We start from the raw sequence: 26,249 nt of genomic DNA, 5'->3' as shown, positions 1-26,249 counted from the left end.
CCCGGGAGGTCCCGGGCGGCGCGCGCGGACGGTGGAAGCCCGGATTAGAACGTGAAGTTGGCGCTCAATACCACCTGGCGCGCCTCGCCCGGGGTCGCCCAGCCGTTGTTGCGGATGCGGGTGTAGTACTCCTCGTCGGCCAGGTTGCTGACGTTGAGCTGCAGGGCGGCGTGGCGGTTGATCTTGTAGTTGACCATCGCGCGGTGGGTCCAGTAGCTGCCGTAGGTGGTCAGCGGGCCGTTGGGATTGGTGGCGCTGTGCTGGCTCAGCCAGATCTTGCCCTGGTAGGTCGTGCCGTAGCCGATCTGCCACTTGGGCGAGAGGTCGTAGGTGGTCCACAGGCTGAAGGAGTGCTCCGGCACGTTCAGCAGGCGATCGCCCTTGGTGTAGTCCAGGCCCAGGCCGGCCTGACGGTCGGACACGCCCTGCAGCACTTCGCTGTCCAGGTAGGCGTAGTTGGCGTAAACCGCCCACTGGTCGGTGATCAGGCCGGACACGCCCAGCATCGCGCCATCGACGCGCGCACGGCCGTCGAGCTGCTGCGCGCCGGTCGGGTTGTTCGGGTTGCCCGGGTCGGAGACCTTGTAGTTCTCGCGGTCGTTGCGGAACAGCGAGCCGGTCAGCGCCAGACGGCCCTCGAACAGGTCCCACTTGGCGCCGATTTCGTAGTTGACCGCGGTTTCCGGGTCGACCGTGCAGTTGGCGGTGCCGGTGGTGCTGGTCAGGGTGCAGGAGCCGTTGACCGAGGCCTTGGACGGGGTCTTGGAGTTGCCGTAGGCGGCGTAGACGCTGACGTTCTCGACCGGCTTGTAGACCAGGCCGGCGCGGTAGGAGAACAGGTCGTCGGTGTTCTTGGCCGGCACGCCGTAGCCGGTGACGGTGCCGATCGGCAGCGCCGGCAGCGGCGCGCCCACGGTGGTCGGCGCCAGCACCACGGTGGCGGTGTTGGTCTTGCCTTCGTTGTGCTCGTAGCGCGCGCCCAGGCTCAGCAGCCACTGCTCGCTGAACTTGATGGTGTCGAAGACGTAGACGGCCTGGTTGTCCAGCTCGCCTTCGGTGCGGCCGGTCAGGGTGCGGTTGACCGGGCCGCGGTAGACGTTGTCCGGATTGAACATGTCCATCGTCGGCAAGCCGGCGATGTACGGGTTGGTGCCGTTGGCGTTGCGGAAATCGCTGGTGGTGTCGAGGTCGAAGCTCTCGTGCATCGCCGAGAAGCCCGCGACCAGGGTGTGCTGCACCGGACCGGTGTTGAACTCGGTGGTCAGGTCGGTCTGGGTGTAGAGGGTGGTATTGCGGGTGTCGCGGCCGAAACCGCGCGGGCCGCTGGGCAGGTAACGGCCCGGGGCCACGCCGGCCGGGCAGGCGACGCCGAGCGGGGTGAGGCCGTTGGGCATGCACCAGGTGCCCTGCACCGCGTCCACCAGAGAGAACTGGTCGACCTGCTGCCAGCGCGTCAGGTTGCGCACCTTCATGGTGTCGCTGAAACGGTGCTCCAGGATCGAGGTCAGCGAGTCGTACTCGATTTCCTGGTCGTCGATGTTCTTGTAGCCGTAGTAGGTCGACGGATCCACGCCCGGCAGCGGAGCGCCGTTGAAGAAGGGCACGCCGTACTCGGGAACGTTGTCGTCTTCCTGGTGGACGTAGTTCAGGGTCCAGGTGGTGTCGCTGCCCAGGCCGAAGCTCAGCGACGGCGCGATGCCCCAGCGCTGGTTGTTCTCGACGTCGCGGCCCGGGACGTCGTCTTGGTGCGCCATCACGTTGATGCGGAACGCGCTGCTCTCGCCGATCAGGAAGTTGCTGTCGGCGGTGACGCGGCCGTAGCTGTCGGTGCCGGCGGCGATGCTGGCGCGGTTGAATTCGGTGGCGCCCGCGGACTTGCTGACCAGGTTGATGGTGCCGGCGACCGAGCCGGCGCCCGAGTACACCGAGTTGGCGCCGTTGATGACTTCCACCGATTCCAGGTTGAACGGATCGGTGCGGCTGTACAGGCCGCTGTCGCGCACGCCGTCGACGGTGATGTCGTTGCTGGCGTCGAAGCCGCGCAGGTTGATCTTGTCGCCGAAGCCGCCGCCGCCCTCGCCGGCGCCGAAGGTGATACCGGGCAGGGTGGAGAGGATGTCCTGCAGCGAGAGCAGGTTCTGGCCGTCGATGGTGCTGCGGTCGATCACGGTGATCGTCTGCGGGGTGTCGCGCAGCGGCGCGGTGTACTTGCCCGAGCTGGCCTTCTGGATCTTCACGCCGTGGACTTTGACGCCGTCGAGGTCCTTGGCCTGGGGATCGGGCGCCGGCGCCGCGGCGGCGGGCAGGCTGAGGGCGAGAGCAAGTGCGCCGGCAAGCGGCGACACGACGAACTTCGTGGTCGACATGGGGAGTTCCGTGAACGGAGGGGTGCGGCCGGCAGGGGCCGCGTCAACCGGGAATATTAATGAGAGCGATTCGCATTTGCAACGAAAAGTGAACGCGAGCTTCGCAAAATCGGATGGGGCCGGCGTGCGAGTCGCCCGCGGCCGGGCCAAGGGGAGCCTGCCCGCAGTGGCCGCAACAAGTTCTTCGGATCGGTTTGGATGATCCGTCGCAGGCGCAGCCCGATCGGTTCGCCATCCGCGAGTTCAGGCGCGAGGCGCCGGCGGCACCCGCCGCTCAGGCGCGGTCGTCGCGGGTCCAGACCCCGTCGTTCTCGACCTTGACCGGGAACTTGGCCACCGGGCTGTAGGCCGGCGCGCACAGCGGGCGGCCGTCGCGAACGTCGAACTTGGCCCCGTGCAGCACGCACTCGACCGTGGCCTCCTCGCCGTCGTAGTTGCCGGCCGAGAGTTCGAAGTCCTCGTGCGAGCACTTGTCCTCCAGCGCGTAGTAGTCGCCGTCGTAGTTGCACACCAGGATCGGCGTATCGCCGTCCCAGGCCACGGTGGACTCGCCCGGCAGCAGCTGCGAGGTGGCGCAAACGAAAACCCAGTCGCCCATGTTGAATCCGAGATTAGGGGTTAGGGATTAGGGATTGGAAAAGAGGCTTCTGCGAATCTCGAATCCCCAATCCCCAATCCCGGCTCTTAAAACAATTTTTCCAGGACCTCGAAGCGCAGGTCGTCGCGCTTGGGGTCGCCGAAGCGCGCGTCGCCGTACGGGAAGGGCTTGACGATGCCGGTGCGACGGTAGCCGCGGCGCTCGTAGTAGGCGATCAGTTCCTCGCGCACGTCGATCACGGTCATGCGCATGGCCGGCAGCTTCCAGTCCTCGCGCGCGATGCGCTCGGCCTCGTTGATGAGGACCTTGCCGATGCCGCCGCCCTGCAGGGCCGGGCGCACCGAGAACAGGCCGAAATAGCCGGCGCCGTCCTCGACCGCGACATGCGCGCAGGCCAGCAGTTCCGGTTGGCCGTCGGGCCCGGCGCGCTCGGCGATCAGCAGCACGCTCTGCGGGCGCTCGATGCAGGCGACGATGTCGTCGGCGCCGGTGCGGCGGCCGCCGAGCAGATCGGCCTCGGTGGTCCAGCCGACCCGGCTGCTGTCGCCGCGGTAGGCCGATTCGACCAGCGCCACCAGGGCGTCGATGTCGTCGTGGGCGGCGGGGCGGAAACTCAGGGGCGTGTCGTTCATGCGAGCAGCGTGCGGACCTTGGTGAGAGCGGCGACGAAGGCATCGACCTCGTCGAAGGTGTTGTAGTAGGCGAGCGAGGCGCGGCAGGTCGCGGGTACGCCGAAATGATGCATCAGCGGGTGCGCGCAGTGGTGGCCGGAGCGGATCGCCACGCCTTCCAGATCGAGCAGGGTGGCCAGGTCGTGGGCGTGCGCGCCCTCGACCAGGAAGCTGATCACCGCCGCCTTCTCGCGGGCCCGGCCGAAGATGCGCAGGCCGGGCACCCGCGACAGCGCGTCGGTGGCGTATTCGAGCAGGGCCTGTTCGCGCGCTTCGACCTGGTGCATGCCCAGCGCCGACAGATAGTCCACCGCCGCGCCCAGGCCGACGAAGCCGGCGATGTTGGGCGTGCCGGCCTCGAACTTGTGCGGGGCTTCGTTGAACACCGTGCCCTCGAAGCGCACTTCCTTGATCATCTCGCCGCCGCCCAGGAACGGCGGCATCTCGGCCAAATGCTCGCGGCGCGCCCACAGCGCGCCGGTGCCGGTGGGGCCGTTCATCTTGTGGCCGGTGATGGCGTAGAAGTCGCAGCCGATCGCGGCGATGTCGAGCGCGCGGTGCGGCGCGGCCTGCGAGCCGTCGACCACGCTGACGATGCCGCGCTTGCGCGCCTCGCGGCAGATCTCGCGCACCGGATTGACCGTGCCCAGCACGTTGGAAACGTGGGTCAGGGCCAGCAGCTTCACATCCGGGGTCAACAGCGAGTACAGCTGGGGCAGGTCGAGCTGGCCCAGTTCGTCGAGCTCGGCCACCTTGATGACGGCGCCGGTGCGCTGGGCGACCAGCTGCCAGGGCACGATGTTGGCGTGGTGCTCCATGCGCGTGAGCACGATCGCGTCGCCTGGGCGTAGCCGCGGCAGCGCCCAGGAGTAGGCGACCAGGTTCAGGGCGAAGGTGGTGCCGCTGCACAGCACCAGTTCGTCGGCGCGCACGTTGAGGAACTTGGCGAGCTTGTTGCGCGCGCCCTCGTAGGCCTCGGTGGCCTCGGTGCCCAGCGCGTGCACGGCGCGGCTGACGTTGGCGTTGTGGCGTCGGTAGAAGTCGTCGACCGCGGCGATCACCGCTTCGGGCTTCTGGCCGGTGTTGGCCGAATCGAAATAGATCAGCGGCTTGCCGTGGACTTCGCGCGTGAGCAGCGGGAAGTCGGCGCGCACGGCGGCCCAGTCGATGGTCGTGGCGGGAGCGTTCATGCGCCTGCGACCTCTTCCAGGGCCGCCAGCGCGGTGTCCAGGCGGGCTTCCAGGCTCGCGCGTAGTTGCGGGTCCTCGAACACCGACAGGGTCTCGCGGCAGAACGCGGCGGTCAGCAGGGCGCGCGCCTGCTCGGCGGGCACGCCGCGCGAACGCAGGTAGAACAGGGCGTTGGCGTCGAGTTGGCCGACGGTCGCGCCGTGCGCGGCCTGGACCTCGTCGGCGTGGATCTCCAGCACCGGCTGGGTGTCGATCTCGGCGCCTTCGGACAGCAGCAGGTTCTTGTTGGACAGCATCGCGGCGGTGCCGTCGGCGCCTTCGCGGATCAGGATGCCGCCGTGGAAGGCGGCGCGCGAACGGCCGGCGCCCATGCCGCGCCAGACCAGGTCACAGCGGCTGTCGCGGCCGACGTGGTCGATGCCCAGGCGGGTGTCGAGGTGGCGCTTGCCGGTCGCCAGCAGCACGCCGTTGGCCTGCAACTGCGCGGCTTCGCCGTGCAGGGCGACGTTGAGCTCATGGCGCGACAGCGCCGCGCCCAGTTCCAGGTCGAGGCGGCGATAGACGGCCTCGCGCGACAGCACGGCGTCGGTGCGCGCGATCGACACGGCGCCGGCGGCCTCGTCCTGCACGCGCGCATGCGCCAGCGTCGCGTTCGGCGCCAGGTGCACATGGCTGAGACTGTTGCCGAAGTGGCTGTGCTCGCCGCCGCCGAGCTGGTGCTCGATCACGGTCAGCGACGCGCCGGCCTGCAGCTCGATCAGGTTGCGCAGATGCCAGGCCATCTCATGCGGGGTTTTCGCGGCATCCTGCGCATCCGGCTGAAGATCCTCCGCGGGCGCTCCCACGAACACCAGCTGCACCGTGCCGCCCCGCGCGCCGGCTTCGACCTTCAGCACCGCGCCGTCTTCGGCCAGGGCGGCGTTGACGCGGGCGAAGACTTCTTCCGGGCGTTCGTAGCGGCGTTCGAGGAAGTTGCAGGCGCGCGCGTCCTCGCCGGCGAGCAGTTGCGACAGCGGCTGCAGCGAGACGCCGGCGGCGAGGCCGCTCAGGTCGGACAGGGCGGCGTCGTAACGGCCGTTGTTGAACACCAGGCGCGGCGCCGGGATCGCCGCCAGCAGGGCGGCGTCGTAGCGGCCGGCTTGCGGCGCGGCGTAGCGGCGGCGCTCCAGGTTGCGCAGCGGGGTGTACTTCCAGGCTTCGCTGCGCGCATGCGGCAGGCCGGCCTGCAGGGCCGCATCCATCGCCTGCGTGCGGCGCAATCCGTGGTGCTGCTGGCGTTGCAGCAGCGGCGTCAGGGCGTCGGAGAAGGAATCGAGCAAGGCGCTCATGTCAGGCCACCGCGTTGGGCGCGATGCGGTCCTTGAGCCAGGCATAGCCGTGCGCTTCCAGTTCCAGCGCCAGCTCCGGCCCGCCGCTCTCGACGATGCGGCCGTCGGCGAGCACGTGCACCACGTCGGGCTTGATGTAGTCGAGCAGACGCTGGTAGTGGGTGATCACCAGGAAGGCGCGGTCGGGCGCGCGCAGGGCGTTGACGCCTTCGGCCACGTTCTTGAGCGCGTCGATGTCCAGGCCGGAGTCGGTCTCGTCGAGGATGGCCAGCTGGGGTTCCAGCACGGCCATCTGGAAGATCTCGTTGCGCTTCTTCTCACCGCCGCTGAAGCCTTCGTTGACGCCGCGGTTGAGCAGTTCGTCCTTCAGGTGCAGCACGGCCAGCTTCTCGCGCACCAGCTTGAGGAACTGCATCGAGTCCAGTTCGGCCTGGCCGCGCGCCTTGCGCTGGGCGTTGAGCGCGGCGCGCAGGAAATAGGTGTTGTTGACGCCGGCGATCTCGACCGGGTACTGGAAGGCCAGGAACACGCCCGCGGCGGCGCGCTCTTCCGGCTCCAGCGCGAGCAGGTCGCGGCCCTGGAAGGTCACCGAGCCCTCGATCACCTCGTAGCCCTCGCGCCCGGCGATGACGTTGCCCAGGGTCGACTTGCCGGCGCCGTTGGGCCCCATGACCGCATGCACCTGGCCCGGCTGCAGTTCCAGCGAGAGGCCCTTGAGGATGTCCTTGCCGGCGACACGGACGTGGAGGTTTTCGATCTTGAGCATCTTTATTCGCATCCAGTGGTTTTTTAGCCCCTCTCCCGCGTGCGGGAGAGGGGTTGGGGTGAGGGCCGCGGCGGTCTGCGCACCCTCATCCGCCCTTAGGGCACCTTCTCCCGTCCGCGGGAGTAGGGCAAAAACGCAGCATCCTTAGCCGACCGAGCCTTCCAGGCTGACTTCCAACAGCTTCTTCGCCTCCACCGCGAACTCCATCGGCAGCTCCTTGAACACCGACTTGCAGAAGCCGTCGACGATCATCGAGACCGCGTCTTCCTCGCCGATGCCGCGGCTGCGGCAATAGAACAGCTGGTCGTCGCTGATCTTGGAGGTGGTGGCCTCGTGCTCGACGGTGGCGTTGGGGTGGCGCACTTCGATGTAGGGGAAGGTGTGGGCGCCGCACTTCTTGCCGATCAGCAGGCTGTCGCACTGGGTGTGGTTGCGCGCGCCGGCGGCCGAGCGCTCGACCTTGACCAGGCCGCGGTAGGTGTTCTGGCCGCGGCCGGCGCTGATGCCCTTGCTGACGATCTTGGACTTGGTGCGCTTGCCGACGTGGATCATCTTGGTGCCGGTGTCGGCCTGCTGGCGGTGGTGGGTCAGCGCGACCGAATAGAACTCGCCGCTGGAGTCGTCGCCCAGCAGCACGCAGGACGGGTACTTCCAGGTGATCGCCGAGCCGGTCTCGACCTGGGTCCAGCTGATCTTGCTGCGCGCGCCACGGCATTCGCCGCGCTTGGTGACGAAATTGTAGATGCCGCCGACGCCGTTCTCGTCGCCCGGGTACCAGTTTTGCACCGTGGAGTACTTGATCTCGGCGTCCTCCAGCGCGACCAGCTCGACCACCGCAGCGTGCAGCTGGTTCTCGTCGCGCATCGGCGCGGTGCAGCCTTCCAGGTAGCTGACGTAGCTCTTGTCCTCGGCCACGATCAGGGTGCGCTCGAACTGGCCGGTGCCCATGGCGTTGATGCGGAAGTAGGTGCTCAGCTCCATCGGGCAGCGCACGCCCTTGGGGATGAACACGAAGCTGCCGTCGGAGAACACCGCCGAGTTGAGCGCGGCGAAATAGTTGTCGTGGGTCGGGACCACGCTGCCCAGGTACTTGCGCACCAGGTCCGGGTGTTCGCGGATGGCCTCGGACATCGAGCAGAACACGATGCCCTTGTCGGCCAGCTCCTTGCGGTAGGTGGTGCCGACCGAGACCGAGTCGAACACCGCGTCCACCGCCACGCCGGCCAACTTGGCGCGTTCGTGCAGCGGCACGCCGAGCTTGTCGTAGGTATCGATCAGCTCCTGCGGCACTTCGTCCAGCGAGGCGTACTTGGCCTTGGGCGCGGAGTAGTAGCTCACGCCCTGGAAGTCGATCGGGGCGATGTTGAGCTTGGCCCAGTGCGGCATCGGCATGGTCAGCCAATGCCGGTACGCGGCCAGGCGCCACTCGGTCATCCACTCCGGTTCGTCCTTCTTGGCCGAAAGCGCGCGGATGATGTCCTCGTTCAAACCCGGCGGCAGGCTGTCGGATTCGATGTCGGTGACGAAGCCGGCCTCGTAGCGGCGGCCCAGCTGTTCGTGGATCTCGCGGTTGGCGAGATCCGCGGCGGGCGCGGTGGCGGTCTTTTCGATGATGTCGGTGGCCATGGGGCTGCCTACTGTCTATGCGTTGGCCAGGCGCAGAGCGATGCGCCTGGTGTCGGGTTCGGGCGGGGGCGGCGTCAGCATCTGCGCCAGGGTCACGTTGCGCAGGGCCTCGACCACGACGTCGTTGATGCGACGCCAGTTGGCGCGTACGCCGCACTGCTGTTCGATGCCGCAGTTGCCGGCGTGGACGCTGCACTCGGTCATGCCGAGCGGGCCTTCCATGGCCTCGACGATCTCGATCAGGCCGATCCGGTCGGCCGGGCGCGCCAGGCGGTAGCCGCCGTTGGCGCCGCGGAAGCCTTCGACCAGGCCGGCCTGGGCCAGCGGCTTGAGCAGCTTGCTGACGGTCGGCGTCTCCAGACCGGCGCGCTCGGCCAGCTCGGAAGCGCTGAGCACGGCATCGGGCACGCCGTCCAAATGAGCGGCGAGCACGGTCAGGACGACCGTCGCGTAGTCGGTGAGTTTGGTGACGCGGAGCATCGGCGTAGGGGTCGGTTTAATCCGTACCGGAATTGTACGGTTTCCGGGCCGGCGGAGCCAGCGCCCGCATTCAGGCGGTTCAGGCGCTCGGCTGGGGCCGGCGCATCGAGGGCCGGGCCTGCGGCACGGCCACCGGGGCGGGAGTTCACGAAGGCGGGTGGGGCCGTTCCGCGCGAAGGGGGGACGTCCGCCGCGGGCTTCGAGCGCGGACCGGCCCGCGTCGCAGGGGGGCGGCGGCGTGTGGTCCGATCCCGTTTTTGCCGTCGCCGTCGAGTCGGCCCGGTGCGCGAGCGTCGAAGCCCCGCGAAGAAGGCAGGTGCCGCCGCGCCGCGTGGGGCGACGAAGCTCGACTCCGATCGCGCCCGCGCACGGGTCCGCGACGCACGATGGCCGCGGACGCGCGTTTGCGGTCAAAATGCGGGCACGTCTCTTCTGGATTACCGCATGCCGCGCAAGATCGCCGCCCGTCGTTCCGCCATCCACGGCAACGGCGTATTCGCCGTCACCCCGATCGCCAAGGGCGAACGCGTAATCGAATACAAAGGCCGCCGCCGTACCCATGAGGAGGTCGACGCGGGCGATTCCGGCGACACCGACTCCGGCCACACCTTTCTGTTCACGCTCAACGACGAGTACGTGATCGACGCCAACTTCGAAGGCAACAGCGCGCGCTGGATCAACCACAGCTGCGCGCCCAACTGCGAAGCCGTGCTGGACGAGGACGAGGGCGACGACCGCCGCCAGGACCGGGTCTTCATCGAGGCCATCCGCGCGATCGAGCCCGGCGAGGAGCTGTCCTACAACTACGGCATCACCCTGGCCGAAAAGCATACCAAGCGCCTGAAGCAGATCTGGGAATGCCGCTGCGGCGCCGAGAACTGCACCGGCACGATGCTGCAGCCGAAGAAGGACAAGAAAGACAAGAAAGAGAAGAAGAAAAAGAAGAAGGACAAGGACAAGAAGAAAAAGAAGGACAAGAAGAAGTCCAAGAAGGATTGAGGCCAGGCGTCCGCGCGAGCGCGGGCGCGCATCCCGGCCGTCCGGCCTGAAATCGCCGGGCCTTGGGGTAGGAGCGGCGTGAGCCGCGGCCGTGCCCCGAGCCTTCGGCGCATGTGCGGTTGCGTGGTCGCGGCTTGCGCCGCACCTACAGGCCGCGGGCGTGGCTCTTGCGCCGGAATGCCCTTGCCGCGTGGCCGGCTGGTACCAATGGCCGATGGCCGGCGCGGCGGCGCTCGCGGGACACTGCGGTCCCGCGCCGCAACGCTGCGATAACGCAGGGCGGCGACAATGGCCGTTCTCGCGCCAGCCGCCGCGCCCCTTCCGCATTCCCAGGAGTCGTCATGAGTTCGATCCAAGGCCAGGTCGCCGTCGTCACCGGAGCCGCCAGCGGCATCGGCAAGGAAATCGCCCATGAGCTGGCCCGCGCCGGCGCCGCGATCGCGATCGCCGACCTCAACCAGGCCGGCGCCCAGGCCGTGGCCGACGAGATCGTCGCCGCCGGCGGCCGCGCGATCGGCGTGGCCATGGACGTCACCGACGAGGCCGCGGTCGAAGCCGGGATCGCGCGCGTGGCGGCCGAGCTGGGCGGCATCGACATCCTGGTCTCCAACGCCGGCATCCAGATCGTCAACCCGATCGAGAACTACGCCTTCGGCGATTGGAAGAAGATGCTGGCGATCCATCTCGACGGCGCCTTCCTGACCACCAAGGCGGCCTTGCCGCACATGTACAAGGACAACAAGGGCGGCACCGTGATCTACATGGGTTCGGTGCATTCGCACGAGGCTTCGCCGCTGAAGTCGGCCTACGTCACCGCCAAGCACGGCCTGCTGGGCCTGTCGCGAGTGTTGGCCAAGGAAGGCGCCAAGCACGGCGTGCGCAGCCATGTGGTCTGCCCGGGTTTCGTGCGCACGCCGCTGGTCGACAAGCAGATCCCGGAGCAGGCCCAGGAGCTGGGCATCAGCGAGGACGAGGTGATCCGCAAGGTGATGCTGGGCAACACCGTCGACGGCGTGTTCACCACCGTCGAGGACGTGGCCAAGACCGTGCGTTTCCTGTCCGAGTTCCCGAGCGCGGCCCTGACCGGCCAGAGCATCGTCGTCAGCCACGGCTGGTACATGCAGTAAGGTCGCTCCATGGCGAGCACCCCCGGTAAGCGTTCCCCGTCCGCGACACGCAAGCCGGCGCCTTCCAAGGCGGCGCCAAGCAAGCGCGTGGCGGCGAAGAAAACCACGCCTTCGAACAAAGCCGCGATCCCGCCGCCGCAGCGCCGCCCCGAGCGCACCGCCCTGGTGCTGCAGGGCGGCGGCGCGCTGGGCGCGTACCAGGCCGGCGTCTACCAGGGCCTGGACGAAGCCGGGATCGCGCCGGACTGGCTGGCCGGCATTTCGATCGGCGCCTTCAACACCGCGATCGTGGCCGGCAATCCGCCCGGACGCCGGGTAGAGGCCCTGCGCGAGTTCTGGGACACGATCTCGCAGCCGACCCTGCTGCCGGCGACCACGCTGGGCCAGGAGGCGCGCTACGCCGGCCTGGGCGACGACCTGCGCGCCTGGCTGGACACCTGGGAAGCCTGGCGCGCGCTGATCGAAGGGCAGCGCGGTTTCTATCGGCCGCGCGGCTGGGATCCGCTGGCCGCGCCCGGTCCGGCCGAGGCCAGCTGGTACGACACCACGCCGATGATCGCGACGCTGGAGCGCATGGTCGACTTCGACCGCCTCAACGACGGCGGCATCCGGGTCTCGGTGGGCGCCGTCAACGTGCGCACCGGCAATCTCGAATACTTCGACAACAGCCAGATGCGCCTGGGCGCGCGCCATATCCTCGCCTCCGGCGCGCTGCCGCCGGCGTTCCCGGCAGTGGAGATCGACGGCGAGTACTACTGGGACGGCGGCCTGGTCTCGAACACGCCGCTGTCGCAGGTGCTGGCCAGCGAGCCGCGCCGCGACACCCTGGTGTTCCAGGTCGATCTGTGGAGCGCGCAGGGCGAGCTGCCGCAAACCTTGCTGGACGTGGCCGAGCGGCAGAAGGAGATCCAGTACTCCAGCCGTACCCGCCTGATCACCGACACCCAGCGCGCGCAGCAGCATTACCGCCGGCTGCTGCGCGAACTGCTTGAGGAAATCCCCGAGGACGTGCGCCGCAGCAATCCCTGGGCGCAGTACGCGGCCCAGCTGGCCTGCGACCGCCGTTACAGCGTGATCCACCTGATCTACCGCGAGCGCGCCAGGATCGGCCATTTCAAGGACTACCAGTTCGGCCGGGTCGCGATGCGCGAGCATTGGCTGTCCGGCCAGGCCGACATCGCGCGCGCCTTGGCGCATCCGGAGTGGCTGGAGCTGCCGACCGGCGAAGTGGCTTTCGTCGCGCACGACGCGACTGCGGAAGTGGCCGGCGGTTGATTCTTCCAGCTCCTGGTCGAAGAGGGGCTAATACGTAGGGCTTGTGATCTCCCTTCTTATGGGGAAGCCGCCACCTTCGCCAGGCTCAGGACAGGCGGCGGGCGGATGAGGGGCCGGGATGAGATGGGAGCCACGCGCTCGCGCCGTGCCCTCGCCCCAACCCCCTCTCAGCCTTGCACACCCTTCGGGCGCCGCAAGCGGGAGAGGGGCTTGGTACGCAGGGCTCCGACCTGCCTTGGCAGGCCGGAGTGCAGCGTCGGCTGCGCTCCGCGATGAAGCCCGCCCCTCAACGCAACGCCGCGTATTTCCCGGCCACGCCTGCGCGCAGACGCGCGGACGCAGGCCGCGCCGGCGGCGGATGCGCGAGCCGTGCAATTGGTTGCCATGACTTTTGCCATTCGGTAAGCGGACGCGCGGGGACTAGGCTTCGCCACGCTCGGGCGCCGCGACCGCCGGGGCCCGTACCACGCAACCTTCCCGCAGGTGTCGGCGCCCATCGGTGCCGATCGCCCGCGCTGCGGCTCGTGGCGGCCAACTCCATCAGTACCGAGGCCCCGCAATGCGCGCACCCCTGACCCTGGCCATCCTCGCCGCGCTCGCCGGCGCCGTTCCGCTCGCGCAGGCGGTCGAAATCGACGGCCGCATCGATCCGGCCGAATGGGAAGGCGCGCAGCGCATCACCGACTTCCGCCTGACCCAGCCCTTGTCGCGCGCGCCGGCGCCGCAACCGACCGAGGCGCTGGTGCTGGCCACGCCCGAGGGCCTGGCGATCGGCTTCCGCAATACCCAGCCCAACAGCATCCCGCGCAGGCGCCAGTTCGCCCAGCGCGACGAGGGCGGGCCGATGGACCGGGTCAATCTGTACGTCGATTTCGACGGCGACGGCCGCAACGGCTACAACTTCACCGTGCTGCTGTCCAACAGCATCAACGACACCACGATCAGCAACGAGAACCAGTTCAACGACGACTGGGACGGCGACTGGCGCCACGCCACCAGCGAGGACGACAGCGGCTGGTACGTCGAAATGCTGATTCCCTGGCATATCGCGCCGATGCGCGAGGCCAGCGTCGACGGCAAGCGCACCCTGGGACTGTCGCTGGACCGGGTGATCGGCGCCACCGGCGAGCGCGCCTCGTGGCCGGCGGTGAGCTTCAACGAAAGCCGCTTCCTGACCGCGCTCGAGCGCATCCAGGTGCCGGCCTACAGCCAATCGCTGCTGGCCATCACGCCCTACGTTTCGGGCATCTACGACGCGGTCGGGCGCGACAACGACTTCGACGGCGGCGTCGACCTGTTCTGGAAGCCCAACGGCCGCTTCCAGCTCAGCGCCACGGTCAATCCGGACTTCGGCCAGGTCGAGAGCGACGAGCTCACCGTCAATTTCAGCGCCACCGAGACCTTCTTCAGCGACAAGCGCCCGTTCTTCACCGAGAACCAGGGCTTCTTCGACGTGCCCTTCGGCGCGCTCAACAACAACAGCCGCCTGATCTACACCCGCCGCGTCGGCGGCAGGAACGACGACGGCGTCGGTTCCGGCGATGTCACCGCCGCGATCAAGGTCAACGGCAGCGCCGCCGGCTTCAACTACGGCCTGTTCGCGGCCACCGAAGCCGACGAGCTCGGCCGCGACTTCTACGCCGTCCGCGCGACCCGCGACTTCGCCGCGCAGGGCGTGGGCGCGATGGTCACCCGCGTGAACCGGCCCTTCCTGGACCGCGAGGCCACGGTGTACGAGTTCGACCACCGCTGGACCCCGAATTCGCAATGGTCGATCCGCAGCACCCTGGTCGGCTCCGATGTCGACCAGGCCGGCCGCGGCAGCCGCGACAGCGGTGCCCAGCTGCGCATGGACTACGACATGGGCAATAGCTGGCGCCACCAGCTGTACCTGCTGCACCTGGGGCGCGATCTGCAGCTCAACGATTTCGGCTACCTCGAACGCAACAACTTCAACTACCTGCGCTACGACCTCGGCCATCGCGTGACCGGCCTGCCGGCCGACTCGGCCTACGCCGGCAAGGATTTCCATTACGCGATCTCGCGCCGCTACAACGACCAGGGCGTGCACATCGCCGACGCGGCCGCGATCAACCGCCGCAGCGACCTGCGCGACGGCGGCAACGAATTCGTCGATATCGCGGCCTGGAGTTCCGGCCACGACGACCTGATCACGCGCGGCAACGGCGTGGTCGACGTGCCGTCCAAGCTGTACCTGTATTACGAGCGCTTCCGCCCGCGTCAGAACGACGGCCGCTGGGCCTTCTACGGCGAGGCCCAGTACGCGGCCGAAGGCCTGGGCGGCATGGACGAGGGCAAGTCGCGGCTGTACCTGGAGCCGCGCTACCACCTCAACGATCGCCTGAGCTTCTTCAGCGGCGTGGAGGTCTCGCACAACCCGGACTGGCTGCTGTGGCGCGGCGGCAATCTGCTGGGCAGCTTCCGCTCCGACATGATTTCGATCAACGCCGGCTCGGTCTGGCTGATCGACGACAAGCAGGAGCTGCGCGTGCGCCTGGAGGCCATCGGCCTGGACGCGCACAGCCGCCAGGCCTATCGCGTGGCGGCCGACGGCCGGCCGCTGAAGGTCAACGAGTCGATTCCGGACTTCAACCTGCGCAACCTCGGTTTCCAGATCCGCTACCGCTACGAGCTCGCGCCGCTGTCGCACCTGTACATCGCCTATGTGCGCGGCGGCGACCTGTTCGAGGAAGGCTCGCAGCTGGACGGCAGCGCCGGACGCGAGTTCCGCGATGCTTTCGACCTGCGCGACAGCGAGCAGCTGCTGGTCAAGCTGTCCTACCGCTTCGAGATCTGACTCCGCGGTTTCACGGCGCGGGTGCGACCGGCACCGGTTTCACCCGCAACGCCCACAGCACGCCGGCGATCAGCAGGGCGATGCCCAGCAAGGTCAGCGGGCGCGGCATCGCGCCGCGCAGCAGGAAGGCATAGGCCAGCGCGAACAAGGTCTCGAACACGATCAGCTGCCCGGCCAGCGCGGTCGGCAGACGCTGGCTGGCTTCGTTCCAGCACAGGGTGCCGACCCAGGACGCGAGCAGGCCGATCGCGACCATCAGGCCGATGAAGAAGCCCGGGCGCGGACCGAACGGCAGCGGGAACTCGCTGCCGGCGGCCGCGCTGCCGCCCCAGAACAGGGCGTAGCCCAACAGCGCCAGCGGCAGCGTCGCCAGGCCCTGGGCGGTGGCCCAGGTGCGCGGGTTGCGGCCCGGGTGGGCGCGCAGCCAGTCGGCGTTGCGCAGCGGGTACCAGGTCCAGCAGGCGAGGGCGCCGAGCGCGAGCAGGCCACCGCTGAGGTAGCGGCCGAGGTCGGCGCGGTCGTCGTCGAGCAGGGCGTCGAGTTCGACCTGGTTGACGCAGGCGATGCCGGCGCCGATCAACAGCAGCGACGGCGCCAGCAGCAGCCACGGCAAGCGTCCGTCGCGCCGCGCGTTGCGGCGGTTGGCGGCGATCGCGATCACCACCGGCAAGGTGCCGATGATCATGGTCGGCAGCGGACCGCCCGCGCGCTGGATCGCGCTGGCCAGGCACAGGTAATAGAGCAGGTTGCCGATCGCGCACAGCTTGAGCGCTTCGATCCAGTCGGCGCGCGTGAGCTGGCGCAACGCGGCGCGGTCCAGCCAGGCCAGCGGCAGGGCGATCAGGCCGAAGGCCAGGTAGCGCGCGACCGACTGCAGCGCCGCCGGGTATTCGGGCAGCAGCAGCGGGCCGACGAAGACCAGGCCCCAGATCAGGCCGGCCAACAGCGCGTAGAGGGTTCCGATCAGCATGGCGGCAGGCTGCCGCAAACGCGGCCGCGGTTCTTGTACGAGATTGCGGCGCCGGTGCGGCCGGGGTCAGCCGCGCAACTGCTTGCGGTAGCGTGCCGGGGTGATGCCGTAGCGGCGCGCGAAGGCGCGGGTGAGGTGGGCCTGGTCGGCCAGCCCGGTTTCGGCCGCGACCTGGGCCGGCGCCATGCCCTCGGCGAGGCGGCGCTTGGCCTGGTGCAGGCGCAGCGCCATCAGCATCTGCTGCGGGGTGACGTGGTAGTGGTCGCGGAAGCGGCGCAGGAAATGGAAGGGGCTGAGGCCGGCTACGGCGGCCAGGCGTTCCAGGCTCAGGCGTTCGGCCAGATGGGCGCGCAGGTAGTCCAGCACCCGGGCGAAGCGCGGCGCGGCTTCGGCGCGCGCGGCCTGAGGCACGCGCGCGTGCACGCGGAACTCGTCCAGCAGGGCCGCGAGCTGGCTGTCGAAGGCCAGCGGCTCGCGTGCCTGCCACAGCGCGTCCAGGCGCGCGCTGATGCGGCGCGCGCGCTGCGGATCGTGGCTCACCGCCTGCTCGAACCACCAGCCGCTCTCGCCGGTCACTTCCGCGGCCAGGTCGGGATCGACGTAGGCCATGCGGTAGCGCCAGCCGCCCTCGGTTTCGGCGCGGCCGGTGTGCAGCACGTCGGGATTCATCATCACCAGCGAATCCGGCGGCGCCAGATGATCGCTGCCGCGGTAGCGGAAACGCTCCACGCCCGATTCGATCGCGCCCAGGCCGTAGGCCTCGTGGGTATGCGGTTCGAAGGCGTGGCGGACGATGTGGGCGCGGTAAAGCTCGATGCCGCGGCGATGCGCGGGCTGCCGGAATTCGGCGGCGTCGTGGGCGTGGACGAATTGCTCGGGTACGCCTTGCATGCGCCGAGTATCGCATGCGGCGCGGGGCTGGCCGGCTAGGTGCGTGCGTTGCGGAACGCGTCCACGCCGGCCCAGGCCTGCGGCGTCATGATCTCGAACAGGCCGGCGCGCGCATTGCGCCGGCCCAGCACGGTGAGGGCGTGGTCGCGGCTGAGCAGGCAGCTGGCATCGGCGGCATGCGCCAGTTCGAGGAATTTCTGGTCGTCCGGATCGGCGCAGCGCGGCAGCGGGATCGCCGGCGGCGGGCGGCGTTCGGCTTCCGCCACCACCCGCACCACGGCGTCGTAGGCGCGCAGCGCGTCCGCCTGCGCCTGCGCGTCCAGGCCCAACTGCGGGTAGGCGAGCACGCGCTGCCATTCGTCGCGGCAGTCGGCGTCGCTGACTGCCTCGATCCGGCCGCTGGCGAGCGCCTCGGCGAGCGCGGCCGCGTGCGGATCGCGGAACACGAACAGGTCCAGCCAGACGTTGGTGTCCAGCACCAGCCGCGGTCGCGGCGTCGTCATCGCGCCCGCCACCGCTTACAGATCGTCTTCGCCCGGGAACGAGGCCGACAGTTCGGCGATCACGATCCAGCGGCCCTGCTCGGGATATTTGGGATCGTCGCTGGAGTAGGTGCCTTCGCCGACCGGCGTCTTGCCGTCGGGCACGCCCTGCTCGCCGTTGTCGCGCAGGCCCAGGCCGGCGCTGCGCCCGACCTGTTCGTCCTTGCGCGCGTCGAGCTTGCCGCCGTGGTAGTCGACGACGGTGCCGCCGTAATCCCATTCCAGGCCGTAGAAGGAAATCGGCTTGCCGTTGAGGGCGACCAGCTCCGACAGCGGCATGCCCATGCGCAGGCCGTTGTCCAGACTCCATTGGGATTCGCGGTCGAGGATGCGCACCAGCGACAGGCCTTGGAGTTTGTGTTCGTCCTGGAAATACAGGTAGGCGCGCCGGCCGGGCTCGTCGGGGAACAGGATCACGCCGGGCAATTGTTCGCCCTCGGCGCCCGGCACCTTGCCCAGGCGCACGTTGGCGGCGCCGTAGCGTTTGCGCAGCTCGTCGGGGCTGGTGTCGGGCGCGAAATCGCCGGGCAGCACGAAGCTGGCGACGGCCGGGGCCGGGTCGGCGGGCGCGGCCGCCGCATCGGCCGGCGCCGGCTTGGTCGCGGCCGCCTTCGCGGGCGCGTCCGTTGCAGGCGCGTCGGCGGCCGGCGCGGCGCGCTCGCAGGCGCTCAGCCCCGCGAGCAATAGGGACGAGAACAGCAAGGCGCGCAGGTTCATGGCTTCACTTCCCTCAGGTCGGCGCTGCCGATGCGCCAGGCGCGCTGTTCCGCGGTCGCGCCGTCGACCACAGCGCGGCGCAGCACGTAGGCACCGACGAATTTGCGCTGGCTGCCGTCGCGCTGGCTGGCGGTCAGCGCCACCGGCACTTCCAGGTAGCGCGAGCCGGCGGCCGCATCGACGCGGCCCGGCGGCAGGATCTCGACCGAGACGCCGGTGGTATCGGCGAAACCGTCGGCGAATTGCTGCGGCGACTGGCCGCTGGCGCGACCGCCGTCGGACCACAGCGCGTACGCGCGGGCGTAGCTGCGCGCGTTGATCGCGGCGTAGTAGTCGCGCACCACGGCGACCGCGTCTTGCGGGGTGGGCTCGTCGCCGGGCACGGCGGTGCCGTCCTCGACGAGCGGGGTGCCGTCGTCGGCGATCGGCCAGGTGCCGTCCTCCGGCGTGGCCGGCAGGATCGGGTTGCCGTTCTCGTCCAGCACCGGTTCCTGCACGATGCCGGTGCTGGGCGGGCCGACCTGGCCCGGGCCCGGCGCCGAGGGCATGCCGGTGACGCCGCCGCTGGCGCCCTGCGGCGCCGGCAGCAGTTCGCCGGCTTCGCCGTTGGCGGTGCCGGCCTGCGGATCTTCGTTCTTGCCGCAGGCCGCCAGCGCCAGCGCGAGCAGGCAGGCGGCGAGCGGGCGACGGAAGCGGAATGCGCGCATGTCAGCGGTCGAGGTGGACGACGACCCGGCCGTGTTCGATCTGGGTGCTGCCGATGCGGCGTGAACCCAGTTTGTCGAGCAGGCTGTTGTCGAAGCGGTAGACGGGTTCCTGGCGCGCGTAATCGCCGAGCCAGGCGTTGAGCAGTTCGCGCGAGGCGCCGGTCATCACGCCGCCGAGCTGCGGCACGTCGACGTAGTCGATGCGCGGATCGCGCAGGTGCAGGCCCTGGGTGGCGGCGTCGTAGCGCAGTGCGCTGGTCAGGGTGAAGCGTCCGGACGGGCGCTGCGAGGAACCGCTGCCGAGCGCGGCCAGGCCGATGTCGAAATCCAGGCGCAGGCGGTCGCCGTCGTCGGGAATCGACAGGCGCGGGTTCATCAGGGTCACCGCCACCAGCCCGCCGAGCTTTTCGTAGCGCTTGGGGAAGTTGCGGTTCAGCGACTGCTGCAACTGCGGCGCGGTAAACGCGACTTCATTGCCGAGGTAGGCGCTGACCGCATTGAGCGTGGAGCAGGCAGCCAGCGTCAGCAGGGCGGCGGCCAGCAGCAGGGAGCGCAGCAGGGTGGAGCGTAGGCGCGGTCGGGCGGACATCGGCGGGTTCCGTGGGCGATTCGCGCACGATACCCGGACCGCGTGAACGGCGACACAGGCACGAGCTTGGCTGTGGGGTAGGAGCGGCGTAAGCCGCGACCGTCAGCCGCCCAGGCCGCCAGGCTTGCGCTGGCGGCGCGGGTTCGTGGTCGCGGCTTACGCCGCTCCTACCCCGAAGCGGGTGCGCAGGGCTCAGCCCTCGCCGGCCTCGCGCAGTTGCGCCTCCAGGCGCGCCTTGAGGGCGTCGTCGATCTTGAGCTGGCGCGCCAGCTCGTCCAGATAAGCGCGTTCCATGAAGCTCTGTTCGTCGGCCGCGAGCAGGCTGGCCAGGTACATCTCCGATGCCATCTCCGGGGTGCTGGCGGCGCGCGCGACCTCGGCCGGGTCCAACGGCTTCTCGAGTTCGGCGTGCAGCCACTGGCGCAGGCCGGGGTCGTTGTCGATGCGGGTGAACTCGCCTTCGATCACTTCGCGCTCGCGCGCGTCGATGTGGCCGTCGGCCTTGGCCGCCGCGACCAGGGCCTTGAGGATGGCCTGGCTGTGCAGTTCGGCCTGCGGCGGCGGCAGGCGGTCGACCGTCTGCGGTTCGGCGGCGTTGCCGTCCTGCTGCTTGCGATACTCGCCGTAGGCCTTGTAGGCCAGCACGCCGACCGCGGCCACGCCGCCGTACAGGGCGAGCTTGCCGCCCATCTTGCGCATCTTCTTGTTGCCCAGCAGCAGGCCGAGCGCGCCGCCGGCCAGGGCGCCCTTGCCGAAGTCGGCGTTCAACAGCCCGCGCTTTTCCTCTTTCTTGCCTTCGTAGCGCGCAGGCGTGTTGCCGCCGCCCAGCAGGCTCTCGAGTCCGCCGCCGCCGAGGCTGCTCTGGGCGGTCTTCAGCAACTGATCGAGTAAGCCCTGGGTCTTCATGCGCGCAACTCCGTGGATGAGGTCGTGAATCCACGACCTGAGGGCGCGGGGGACGGGCTTCAAGCGCGCCGGCGGCGGCCGGCGCAGTGCGGTTCACCTCAGCCGCGCTGCTGCACCGCCAGGCGCAGGCCCAGGGCGATGAACACGCCGCCGGTCACGCGCTGCTTCCAGCGCCCGGCGCCCAGCGAGACGCGCCGGCCGAAGCGGCCCACCGCGAAGCTCAACGCCAGGCTGTAACTGAAACCGATCAGCGACAGCAGCGCGCCCAGCACCAGGAACTGCAGCCAGACATAGCCGCGCTCGGGGTGCACGAATTGCGGCAGAAAGGCCAGGAAGAACAGCGCCACCTTGGGATTGAGCACGCCGGTGACCACCGAGCGCAGGTAGATATTGGGCGCGGCGGCGGACGGGGCGGCCGCGCCGTCGGCCGGCGCGGGCTCGTCCTCGCTGCGCCAGGTCTTGATGCCCAGCCAGATCAGATAGGCGGCGCCGACGTACTTGAGCACCTCGAAGGCCGTCGCCGAGGTCGCCAGCAGCGCCGACAAGCCCAGGCCCGCCGCCAGGGCGTGGATCAGGGTCGCGGTTTCCAGGCCGAACGCGGCGCGTATCCCGCGCGCGGTGCCGCCGGTCGCCGCCTGGGTCACGATCCAGGCCGTGCCCGGGCCCGGAATCAGCACCAGCACGGCGGCGGCGACCAGGAAGGCGGCGAGGGTGGCGGTATCGAACATGGCGGCGCAGGCGCGGGGGGCGGAACCGCAGTCTGCGCCGCGCGCCCGCGCGCGCCAAGTGCGCGCGGCGCTAGGACGCGGGATTCAGCGTTGCGCCCGCCGTGTCGCCGGCGGCGTCGGCTATCGCCGCGCGCTGCTTTTCGATCGCCTCGACGAAGGCGTCGCTGCCCGGCCATTGGCTGATACGGCCGAGCTTGCGCGCGCCGCGGAACACCAGGAAGGCCGGAATGCCGTGCAGGCCGAAGCGGGTGCCCATCTGCGGGTCTTCGTAGACGTTGTCGTGCAGCCACTCGACTTCGGGCCAGCGGAAGCGTTCCGGGGCGAGCAGGATCTGGCCCTTGGCGACGTCGCAGTTCGGGCAGTCCTTGCCCCACAGGAACAGGATCCGCAGGCGGCCGTCTTCGGCCAGGACCTCGTCCAGCCGCGCTTCACGCACCAACCGCATCGGGAAGGTCCAGAAGAAGCGCGGGATGGCGGTGTCGCTCACGCGGCCATCCTACTCCGCGGACCGGGCCCGCGCGCCAGCGGCTAGGGCACGGCCAGTTCGATGCCCTGGACGCGGAACTCGGCCAGGGTGGCGTCGTAGATGTCCGACAGCAGGGCGTGTTGGCCGTTCTCGGCGTCGGCGATCCACAGCTGCGCCTCCAGCACGATGCCCTTGTCGGTGATGGTGCTGACGTAGACGCCCGACTCGGGCGTGCGCAGCACGCGCGGCTGGGCATTGACCGCGCGCAGGAAGATGGTGCGCGCGGCCACGGTGTCGGTGTTGCCCTTGACGATCAAGCTGGAGGTCAGGCGCACGTTACGGTCCGACCAGGACTGGTTGAGGATGGTGTTGCTGGTCAGGGTGTCGTTGGGGACGATCGCCTCCAGGCCCTCGCGGGTGCGGATCACGGTGTAGCGCACCGTCATGCGCGTGACCTTGCCCAGCACGCCGCCCACCGAGACGTTGTCGCCGACCCGCACCGATTGTTCGAACAGCACGATCAGGCCGCTGACGTAGCTGGCCGCCAGCCTTTGCAAGCCCAGGCCCAGGCCGATGCCGAGCGCGCCGCCGAACGCGGCCAGCGCGGCCAGGTTGATGCCGCTGACGCTGAAGATCAGGATCAGCGCGAGCAGCCACACCAGCACGCCGGCGATGCGCGACAGCGCCAGGATGTGGTTCGGCGCCAGGTGCGGGCTGCGCTGGATCGCCTTGTCCAGCGCGCGCGTGGCCCAGTAGGAAACGATCACGATCACCACGCCGATCACCAGGCCGCCGACCGTGTCCTCGGTGCTGAGGGTGATGTTGCCGATGGAGAGCTTGGCCGCGAACAGCTTGCCGATCAGCGGGTAGCGTTGGCCGAACACCGCCAGCACGGTCATGGCCCAGGCCAGCACGGTCGCCAGCCGCATCATCACCTTGAGCAGGGGCGTCGGCCGGAACAGCAGCTCGACCAGGGCGCCGGGAATGCGCAGCAGCACGAACAGGGCCAGAGCCAGCAGCACCACCGACAGCGCCGCCCGGCCGAACTCGTTGACGATGCCCAAGGGGCCGGGCAGGAGCAGCAACAACAGCGCCAGCGTCGGCGCGAACAGATAGTCGAACACGATGCGCAGGCGCGGCCTTGTGCTCAGACGCGGGCGCAGTCGTCGCTTCAGGTAGTGGGCCAGGCCCAGCGCGGCCAGCACCAGCCCCAGCGTGACCAGGGCCTCGAGCGGGTGCGCGCTAAGCGACGTGGCCGTGTCCAGGGTCTTTTCGAATTGCGGATCGACGGCCGGAACGGCGTTGTCTGGCTTCATGCACGGGCTCGCAGGGAATTGGAAAGGCGCCGACGACGCAGCCGCGGAACCTGCCGCGATTGTGGGCATCGCCAGGCTCCCGCGCCAGCGCGCGGGAGCGCTCGCGAACGCGCGCTCAGTCCTCCTCGGCCCTGGGCTTGAAGGCCTCGACCAGCTTCTGCTGCACGTTGGCCGGCACCGGTTCGTAGTGACTGAAATCCAGGGAATAGCGCCCGCGCCCGGCGGTCACCGATTTCAGCTCGGCCGCATAGCCTTCCAGCTCCGACAAGGGCACCTGCGCCTTGACCACGATCTCGTGGCCGCGCGCGGCGTCGGTGCCGTTGATGCGCGCGCGCTTGCTGGCCAGGCCGCCGCTGATGTCGCCCATGTGCTGTTCGGGCGCGTTGACCTCCAGGTCGACGATCGGTTCCAGCACCTGCGGCCGGGCCTTGCCGATCGCATCCAGGAAGGCCTTCTTGCCGGCGGCCACGAACGCGACCTCCTTGCTGTCGACCGGGTGGTGCTTGCCGTCGTAGACGATCACGCGCACGTCCTGCATCGGATAGCCGGCCAGCGCGCCCTGGTGCAGCACCTGGCGCACGCCTTTCTCCACCGCCGGCAGGAACTGGCCGGGGATGGTGCCGCCCTTGACTTCGTCGACGAACTCGAAGCCGGCGCCGCGCGGCAGCGGCTCCACGCGCAGGAACACCTCGCCGAACTGGCCGGCGCCGCCGGTCTGTTTCTTGTGGCGGTGGTGGCCCTCGGCCTTGCCGCTGACGGTTTCGCGGTAGGCGATGCGCGGCGGGCGCGACTTCACCTCCACCCCGTACTTGTCCTTCAAGCGGTCGATGTTGATGCGCAGGTGCAGGTCCGACAGGCCGCGGATCACGGTCTCGTTGGTCTCGGTCTCGTGCTCGATGTGGAAGCAGGGATCTTCCTCGGACAGTTTGTGCAGCGAGGTCGCGAGCTTCTGCTCCTGGCCCTTGCTGGCCGCTTCCACCGCCAGCCCGAACATGGGCTTGGGGAAGTTCAGCGGCGCCAGGTGGATGTGATCCTCGTCGTGGCTGTCGTGCAGCACCGCGTCGAAATGCAGTTCCTCGACCTTGGCCACCGCGGCGATGTCGCCGGGGATCGCCTGGTCGATCTCGACGTGGTCCTTGCCCTTGAGTTTGAACAGGTGCCCGACCTTGAACGGTTTCTTGCCGTCGTCGACGAACAGCTGGGTGTCGCGCTTGAGCGTGCCCTGATAGACGCGGAACACGCCGAGCTTGCCGACGAAGGGGTCGTTGACGATCTTGAACACGTCGGCGATCACGTGCGCCTTGGGATCGGGCGCGGCCACGATCGGCTGCGCGTCCTCGCCCACGCCCTTGGCGAACGGCGGCGGATTGGCCTCGGCCGGATTCGGAAACAGCGCCTCGGCCGCGTCCAGCAGTTCCTTGACCCCGACCCCGCTGCGCGCCGAGCAGAACAGCACCGGCACCAGGTGGCCCTCGCGCAGGCATTGCTCGAAGGCGTCGTGCAGTTCGGTGCCGGACAGGCCGCCTTCGCCCAGGTCCAGGTAGTGCTCCATCACCGTCTCGTTGATCTCCACCACCTGGTCGATGATCTTCTGGTGCCAGTCGCCGACCGTGCCCAGGTCGCTGTCCTCGGCGCTGCCGGCGGCGCTGGCGGCGTAACAGTCGACGACGCGCTGGCCGCGGTCGGCGGACAGGTTCAGGGGCAGGCATTCGGGGCCGAAGGTCTCGCGCAGGTCCTCGAGCACGCGCGCCGCGTCGGCGCCTTCGTGGTCGATCTTGTTGACCACCAGCACCCGGCAGAGATTGCGCGCCTTGGCGTGCTCCATCATGCGGCGGGTGCCGTACTCGACGCCGGTGTCGGCGTCGACCACGATGGCGACGGTCTCCACCGCCGCCAGCGCCGACAAGGTCGGGCCGCGGAAGTCGGGGTAGCCGGGGGTGTCGATCAGATTGATGTGGACATGCTTGTCGGAGCCCGCGCCGCGATCGATGCTGGCGATGGCGGCGTCCAGCGAATGGCCGCGCTGTTTCTCGATCGGGTCGAAGTCGGAGACCGTGCTGCCGCGTTCGATGCTGCCTGCCGTCTGGAGTGCGCCGCCGGCCTGCAGCAGGGCTTCGAAGAGCGTTGTTTTGCCGGCGCCGGGGTGGCCTGCCAAGGCCACGTTGCGGATGGATTGTGTGCTGTAGGACATGAGCGGACTTCTCCCTGGGTGAGGGTGGGAAGGCCGTCATGGCTGTCCGCGCTGCGCGCCCGAGCGTGGAGCGCTCGGCGGGCGGTCATGGCGGGTGCCGGCACTCGTGGGGGCCGGATAGCAAGACTCCCGCAGGCGGCGGGGCGGGTCAAGCCCGCCTTGGGTTGCGTTGCAACATGAAGCTGTGGCGCGCGCGAGGCCGTTTTCGCGGCGGTTCGTCGCGGGGCTGTTGGACCGTGGGCGGCCGGGGCGCGCGGGCGCGAAAGCAGGTCCTTCTCGATTCTCCCGACATAAGGGCGGGGCGTAGCGGAATTTCCAGCGACGTTCGCGACTCCGGCAGCCGAGGTGGCGAGCCCGCCGAACCATGAGCGGCGATCCCGCGCGGCGCCGGGCGATCGCCCTCGTCCCGGCAGCACAAGCCGGCCCGTGTTCGCAATATGGAACTAACAAGCCTGAGGTTACCCTGGCGGCCCCTCATCCACCGGAGTCAGGCCATGGGCATTTCGCGTCACGCCAGCGCGCATTGGGAAGGCGATCTCAAAAGCGGGCAGGGCCGTCTGAGCAGCCAGAGCGGCGTCCTGGACAACACCCGCTATGCCTTCAACACCCGCTTCGGCGACGAGAAGGGCACCAATCCGGAAGAACTGATCGCGGCCGCGCATGCGGGCTGCTTCACCATGGCGTTGTCGGCCAAGCTGACCGAGGCCGGCCATCCGCCGGCGCGCCTGGACACCCGCGCCGAGGTCGACCTGTCGATGGAAGGCGGCCCGAACTTCTCGCAGATCCGGCTCAAGGTGAGCGCGGACGTGCCCGGCATCGACGCCGCCAAGTTCCAGGCCATCGCCGAGGACGCCAAGGCCAACTGCCCGGTGTCCAAGGCGCTGAGCGCGGTGCCGATCAGCCTGGAGGCGACGCTGGCCTGAGCCGGCGTCCGGCTTGCCCAAGCCGCCCTGCCTGCGCCATCGCGGGCGGGTGAGCCGTA

23 protein-coding genes and 1 pseudogene are annotated in these 26,249 nt (G+C 69.4%); 5 read left to right on the top strand and 19 right to left on the bottom strand.

Translation table 11 applies throughout. From position 1 onward, the window contains the following. Nucleotides 1–44: 44 nt before the first annotated feature. From V1318_RS08765 to V1318_RS08730, 8 genes are all read right to left on the bottom strand, one after another. Entirely contained in the window at nucleotides 45–2,366 is a 2,322-nt protein-coding gene (locus V1318_RS08765) for a TonB-dependent siderophore receptor (RefSeq protein ID WP_332939267.1), read from the bottom strand. 274 nt (nucleotides 2,367–2,640) lie between these two features. After that, a complete protein-coding gene (locus V1318_RS08760) occupies nucleotides 2,641–2,964 on the bottom strand; it encodes a non-heme iron oxygenase ferredoxin subunit (RefSeq protein ID WP_332939266.1) in 324 nt (107 codons plus the stop codon). A gap of 86 nt (nucleotides 2,965–3,050) precedes the next feature. Further along, on the bottom strand, nucleotides 3,051–3,596 hold the full coding sequence (locus V1318_RS08755; RefSeq protein WP_332939265.1) for a GNAT family N-acetyltransferase: 546 nt from the start codon (nucleotides 3,594–3,596) through the stop codon (nucleotides 3,051–3,053). Beyond that, nucleotides 3,593–4,825, bottom strand: a complete 1,233-nt coding sequence (locus V1318_RS08750) for a cysteine desulfurase (RefSeq protein WP_332939264.1) — start codon at nucleotides 4,823–4,825, stop codon at nucleotides 3,593–3,595. Before V1318_RS08750 ends, V1318_RS08755 begins: the two co-directional genes overlap by 4 nt. Continuing rightward, a complete protein-coding gene (sufD, locus tag V1318_RS08745; RefSeq protein WP_332939300.1) occupies nucleotides 4,822–6,066 on the bottom strand; it encodes a Fe-S cluster assembly protein SufD in 1,245 nt (414 codons plus the stop codon). Before sufD ends, V1318_RS08750 begins: the two co-directional genes overlap by 4 nt. Nucleotides 6,067–6,154: 88 nt before the next feature. Beyond that, nucleotides 6,155–6,919, bottom strand: coding sequence for a Fe-S cluster assembly ATPase SufC (gene sufC, locus V1318_RS08740; protein ID WP_332939263.1), 765 nt, complete (start codon nucleotides 6,917–6,919; stop codon nucleotides 6,155–6,157). A 144-nt stretch (nucleotides 6,920–7,063) separates the two neighbouring features. Continuing rightward, nucleotides 7,064–8,545 carry a Fe-S cluster assembly protein SufB gene (gene sufB / locus V1318_RS08735; RefSeq protein ID WP_332939262.1) on the bottom strand — a complete coding sequence of 494 codons (1,482 nt, stop codon included), beginning with the start codon at nucleotides 8,543–8,545 and terminating at the stop codon, nucleotides 7,064–7,066. A gap of 15 nt (nucleotides 8,546–8,560) precedes the next feature. Further along, nucleotides 8,561–9,025, bottom strand: a complete 465-nt coding sequence (locus V1318_RS08730) for an SUF system Fe-S cluster assembly regulator (RefSeq protein WP_332939260.1) — start codon at nucleotides 9,023–9,025, stop codon at nucleotides 8,561–8,563. Between the two features lie 444 nt (nucleotides 9,026–9,469). Here V1318_RS08730 and V1318_RS08725 point away from each other — a divergent pair. The 4 genes and pseudogenes from V1318_RS08725 to V1318_RS08710 form a co-directional block, all read left to right on the top strand. Next, nucleotides 9,470–9,934 (top strand): annotated as a pseudogene (locus V1318_RS08725) (SET domain-containing protein-lysine N-methyltransferase); the annotation flags it as partial. A 431-nt stretch (nucleotides 9,935–10,365) separates the two neighbouring features. Beyond that, nucleotides 10,366–11,151, top strand: coding sequence for a 3-hydroxybutyrate dehydrogenase (locus V1318_RS08720; RefSeq protein WP_332939258.1), 786 nt, complete (start codon nucleotides 10,366–10,368; stop codon nucleotides 11,149–11,151). An 87-nt stretch (nucleotides 11,152–11,238) separates the two neighbouring features. Beyond that, nucleotides 11,239–12,426 carry a patatin-like phospholipase family protein gene (locus V1318_RS08715; RefSeq protein WP_332939257.1) on the top strand — a complete coding sequence of 396 codons (1,188 nt, stop codon included), beginning with the start codon at nucleotides 11,239–11,241 and terminating at the stop codon, nucleotides 12,424–12,426. Between the two features lie 559 nt (nucleotides 12,427–12,985). Next, nucleotides 12,986–15,244, top strand: a complete 2,259-nt coding sequence (locus tag V1318_RS08710; protein WP_332939256.1) for a DUF5916 domain-containing protein — start codon at nucleotides 12,986–12,988, stop codon at nucleotides 15,242–15,244. 10 nt (nucleotides 15,245–15,254) lie between these two features. On the opposite strand, the gene V1318_RS08705 is transcribed toward V1318_RS08710, so the two are convergent. From V1318_RS08705 to fusA, 11 genes are all read right to left on the bottom strand, one after another. Beyond that, entirely contained in the window at nucleotides 15,255–16,214 is a 960-nt protein-coding gene (locus V1318_RS08705; protein WP_332939255.1) for a DMT family transporter, read from the bottom strand. 66 nt (nucleotides 16,215–16,280) lie between these two features. Then, nucleotides 16,281–17,105 carry an AraC family transcriptional regulator gene (locus tag V1318_RS08700; RefSeq protein ID WP_332939254.1) on the bottom strand — a complete coding sequence of 275 codons (825 nt, stop codon included), beginning with the start codon at nucleotides 17,103–17,105 and terminating at the stop codon, nucleotides 16,281–16,283. Between the two features lie 35 nt (nucleotides 17,106–17,140). After that, the gene (locus V1318_RS08695; RefSeq protein ID WP_332939253.1) at nucleotides 17,141–17,608 is read right to left on the bottom strand and encodes a putative toxin-antitoxin system toxin component, PIN family; all 468 of its coding nucleotides are present in this window, start codon (nucleotides 17,606–17,608) and stop codon (nucleotides 17,141–17,143) included. A 15-nt stretch (nucleotides 17,609–17,623) separates the two neighbouring features. Beyond that, nucleotides 17,624–18,364, bottom strand: coding sequence for a hypothetical protein (locus tag V1318_RS08690; RefSeq protein ID WP_332939252.1), 741 nt, complete (start codon nucleotides 18,362–18,364; stop codon nucleotides 17,624–17,626). Further along, complete coding sequence (locus tag V1318_RS08685) at nucleotides 18,361–19,071, bottom strand: hypothetical protein (RefSeq protein ID WP_332939251.1); 711 nt, start codon at nucleotides 19,069–19,071, stop codon at nucleotides 18,361–18,363. The genes V1318_RS08690 and V1318_RS08685 overlap by 4 nt, the downstream gene beginning before the upstream one ends. A gap of 1 nt (nucleotide 19,072) precedes the next feature. Next, a complete protein-coding gene (locus V1318_RS08680) occupies nucleotides 19,073–19,660 on the bottom strand; it encodes a DUF1439 domain-containing protein (RefSeq protein ID WP_332939250.1) in 588 nt (195 codons plus the stop codon). 192 nt (nucleotides 19,661–19,852) lie between these two features. Continuing rightward, nucleotides 19,853–20,566, bottom strand: coding sequence for a tellurite resistance TerB family protein (locus V1318_RS08675; RefSeq protein WP_332939249.1), 714 nt, complete (start codon nucleotides 20,564–20,566; stop codon nucleotides 19,853–19,855). A 98-nt stretch (nucleotides 20,567–20,664) separates the two neighbouring features. Continuing rightward, a complete protein-coding gene (locus tag V1318_RS08670; protein ID WP_332939248.1) occupies nucleotides 20,665–21,294 on the bottom strand; it encodes a LysE family translocator in 630 nt (209 codons plus the stop codon). A 70-nt stretch (nucleotides 21,295–21,364) separates the two neighbouring features. Continuing rightward, a complete protein-coding gene (locus tag V1318_RS08665; RefSeq protein WP_332939247.1) occupies nucleotides 21,365–21,781 on the bottom strand; it encodes a thioredoxin family protein in 417 nt (138 codons plus the stop codon). Nucleotides 21,782–21,822: 41 nt separating this feature from the next. After that, nucleotides 21,823–23,076: a mechanosensitive ion channel domain-containing protein gene (locus V1318_RS08660; RefSeq protein WP_332939246.1), complete on the bottom strand. Its 1,254-nt coding sequence runs from the start codon at nucleotides 23,074–23,076 to the stop codon at nucleotides 21,823–21,825. A 115-nt stretch (nucleotides 23,077–23,191) separates the two neighbouring features. Next, nucleotides 23,192–25,267, bottom strand: a complete 2,076-nt coding sequence (gene fusA, locus V1318_RS08655; RefSeq protein WP_332939245.1) for an elongation factor G — start codon at nucleotides 25,265–25,267, stop codon at nucleotides 23,192–23,194. 494 nt (nucleotides 25,268–25,761) lie between these two features. On the opposite strand from fusA, the gene V1318_RS08650 reads away from it, so the two are divergent. Then, the gene (locus tag V1318_RS08650) at nucleotides 25,762–26,190 is read left to right on the top strand and encodes an OsmC family protein (protein ID WP_332939244.1); all 429 of its coding nucleotides are present in this window, start codon (nucleotides 25,762–25,764) and stop codon (nucleotides 26,188–26,190) included. Nucleotides 26,191–26,249: the final 59 nt, after the last annotated feature.

It is taken from the genome of Lysobacter sp. CCNWLW3 (assembly GCF_036697405.1).
GTDB lineage: Bacteria > Pseudomonadota > Gammaproteobacteria > Xanthomonadales > Xanthomonadaceae > Lysobacter.
The sequence above is the reverse complement of the archived record's forward strand: the minus strand, read 5'-3'. Positions and strand labels throughout refer to the sequence as shown.

Coding starts and splice junctions, on each gene's coding strand:
- V1318_RS08755 (WP_332939265.1), bottom strand. CDS start 3,596: ATGAACGACACGCCCCTGAGTTTCCGCCCCGCCGCCCACGACGACATC.
- V1318_RS08730 (WP_332939260.1), bottom strand. CDS start 9,025: ATGCTCCGCGTCACCAAACTCACCGACTACGCGACGGTCGTCCTGACC.
- V1318_RS08705 (WP_332939255.1), bottom strand. CDS start 16,214: ATGCTGATCGGAACCCTCTACGCGCTGTTGGCCGGCCTGATCTGGGGC.
- sufC (WP_332939263.1), bottom strand. CDS start 6,919: ATGCTCAAGATCGAAAACCTCCACGTCCGTGTCGCCGGCAAGGACATC.
- V1318_RS08685 (WP_332939251.1), bottom strand. CDS start 19,071: ATGCGCGCATTCCGCTTCCGTCGCCCGCTCGCCGCCTGCCTGCTCGCG.
- V1318_RS08710 (WP_332939256.1), top strand. CDS start 12,986: ATGCGCGCACCCCTGACCCTGGCCATCCTCGCCGCGCTCGCCGGCGCC.
- V1318_RS08675 (WP_332939249.1), bottom strand. CDS start 20,566: ATGAAGACCCAGGGCTTACTCGATCAGTTGCTGAAGACCGCCCAGAGC.
- fusA (WP_332939245.1), bottom strand. CDS start 25,267: ATGTCCTACAGCACACAATCCATCCGCAACGTGGCCTTGGCAGGCCAC.
- sufB (WP_332939262.1), bottom strand. CDS start 8,545: ATGGCCACCGACATCATCGAAAAGACCGCCACCGCGCCCGCCGCGGAT.
- V1318_RS08680 (WP_332939250.1), bottom strand. CDS start 19,660: ATGTCCGCCCGACCGCGCCTACGCTCCACCCTGCTGCGCTCCCTGCTG.
- V1318_RS08700 (WP_332939254.1), bottom strand. CDS start 17,105: ATGCAAGGCGTACCCGAGCAATTCGTCCACGCCCACGACGCCGCCGAA.
- V1318_RS08760 (WP_332939266.1), bottom strand. CDS start 2,964: ATGGGCGACTGGGTTTTCGTTTGCGCCACCTCGCAGCTGCTGCCGGGC.
- V1318_RS08660 (WP_332939246.1), bottom strand. CDS start 23,076: ATGAAGCCAGACAACGCCGTTCCGGCCGTCGATCCGCAATTCGAAAAG.
- V1318_RS08690 (WP_332939252.1), bottom strand. CDS start 18,364: ATGAACCTGCGCGCCTTGCTGTTCTCGTCCCTATTGCTCGCGGGGCTG.
- V1318_RS08670 (WP_332939248.1), bottom strand. CDS start 21,294: ATGTTCGATACCGCCACCCTCGCCGCCTTCCTGGTCGCCGCCGCCGTG.
- V1318_RS08695 (WP_332939253.1), bottom strand. CDS start 17,608: ATGACGACGCCGCGACCGCGGCTGGTGCTGGACACCAACGTCTGGCTG.
- V1318_RS08650 (WP_332939244.1), top strand. CDS start 25,762: ATGGGCATTTCGCGTCACGCCAGCGCGCATTGGGAAGGCGATCTCAAA.
- V1318_RS08765 (WP_332939267.1), bottom strand. CDS start 2,366: ATGTCGACCACGAAGTTCGTCGTGTCGCCGCTTGCCGGCGCACTTGCT.
- sufD (WP_332939300.1), bottom strand. CDS start 6,066: ATGGATGCGGCCCTGCAGGCCGGCCTGCCGCATGCGCGCAGCGAAGCC.
- V1318_RS08750 (WP_332939264.1), bottom strand. CDS start 4,825: ATGAACGCTCCCGCCACGACCATCGACTGGGCCGCCGTGCGCGCCGAC.
- V1318_RS08720 (WP_332939258.1), top strand. CDS start 10,366: ATGAGTTCGATCCAAGGCCAGGTCGCCGTCGTCACCGGAGCCGCCAGC.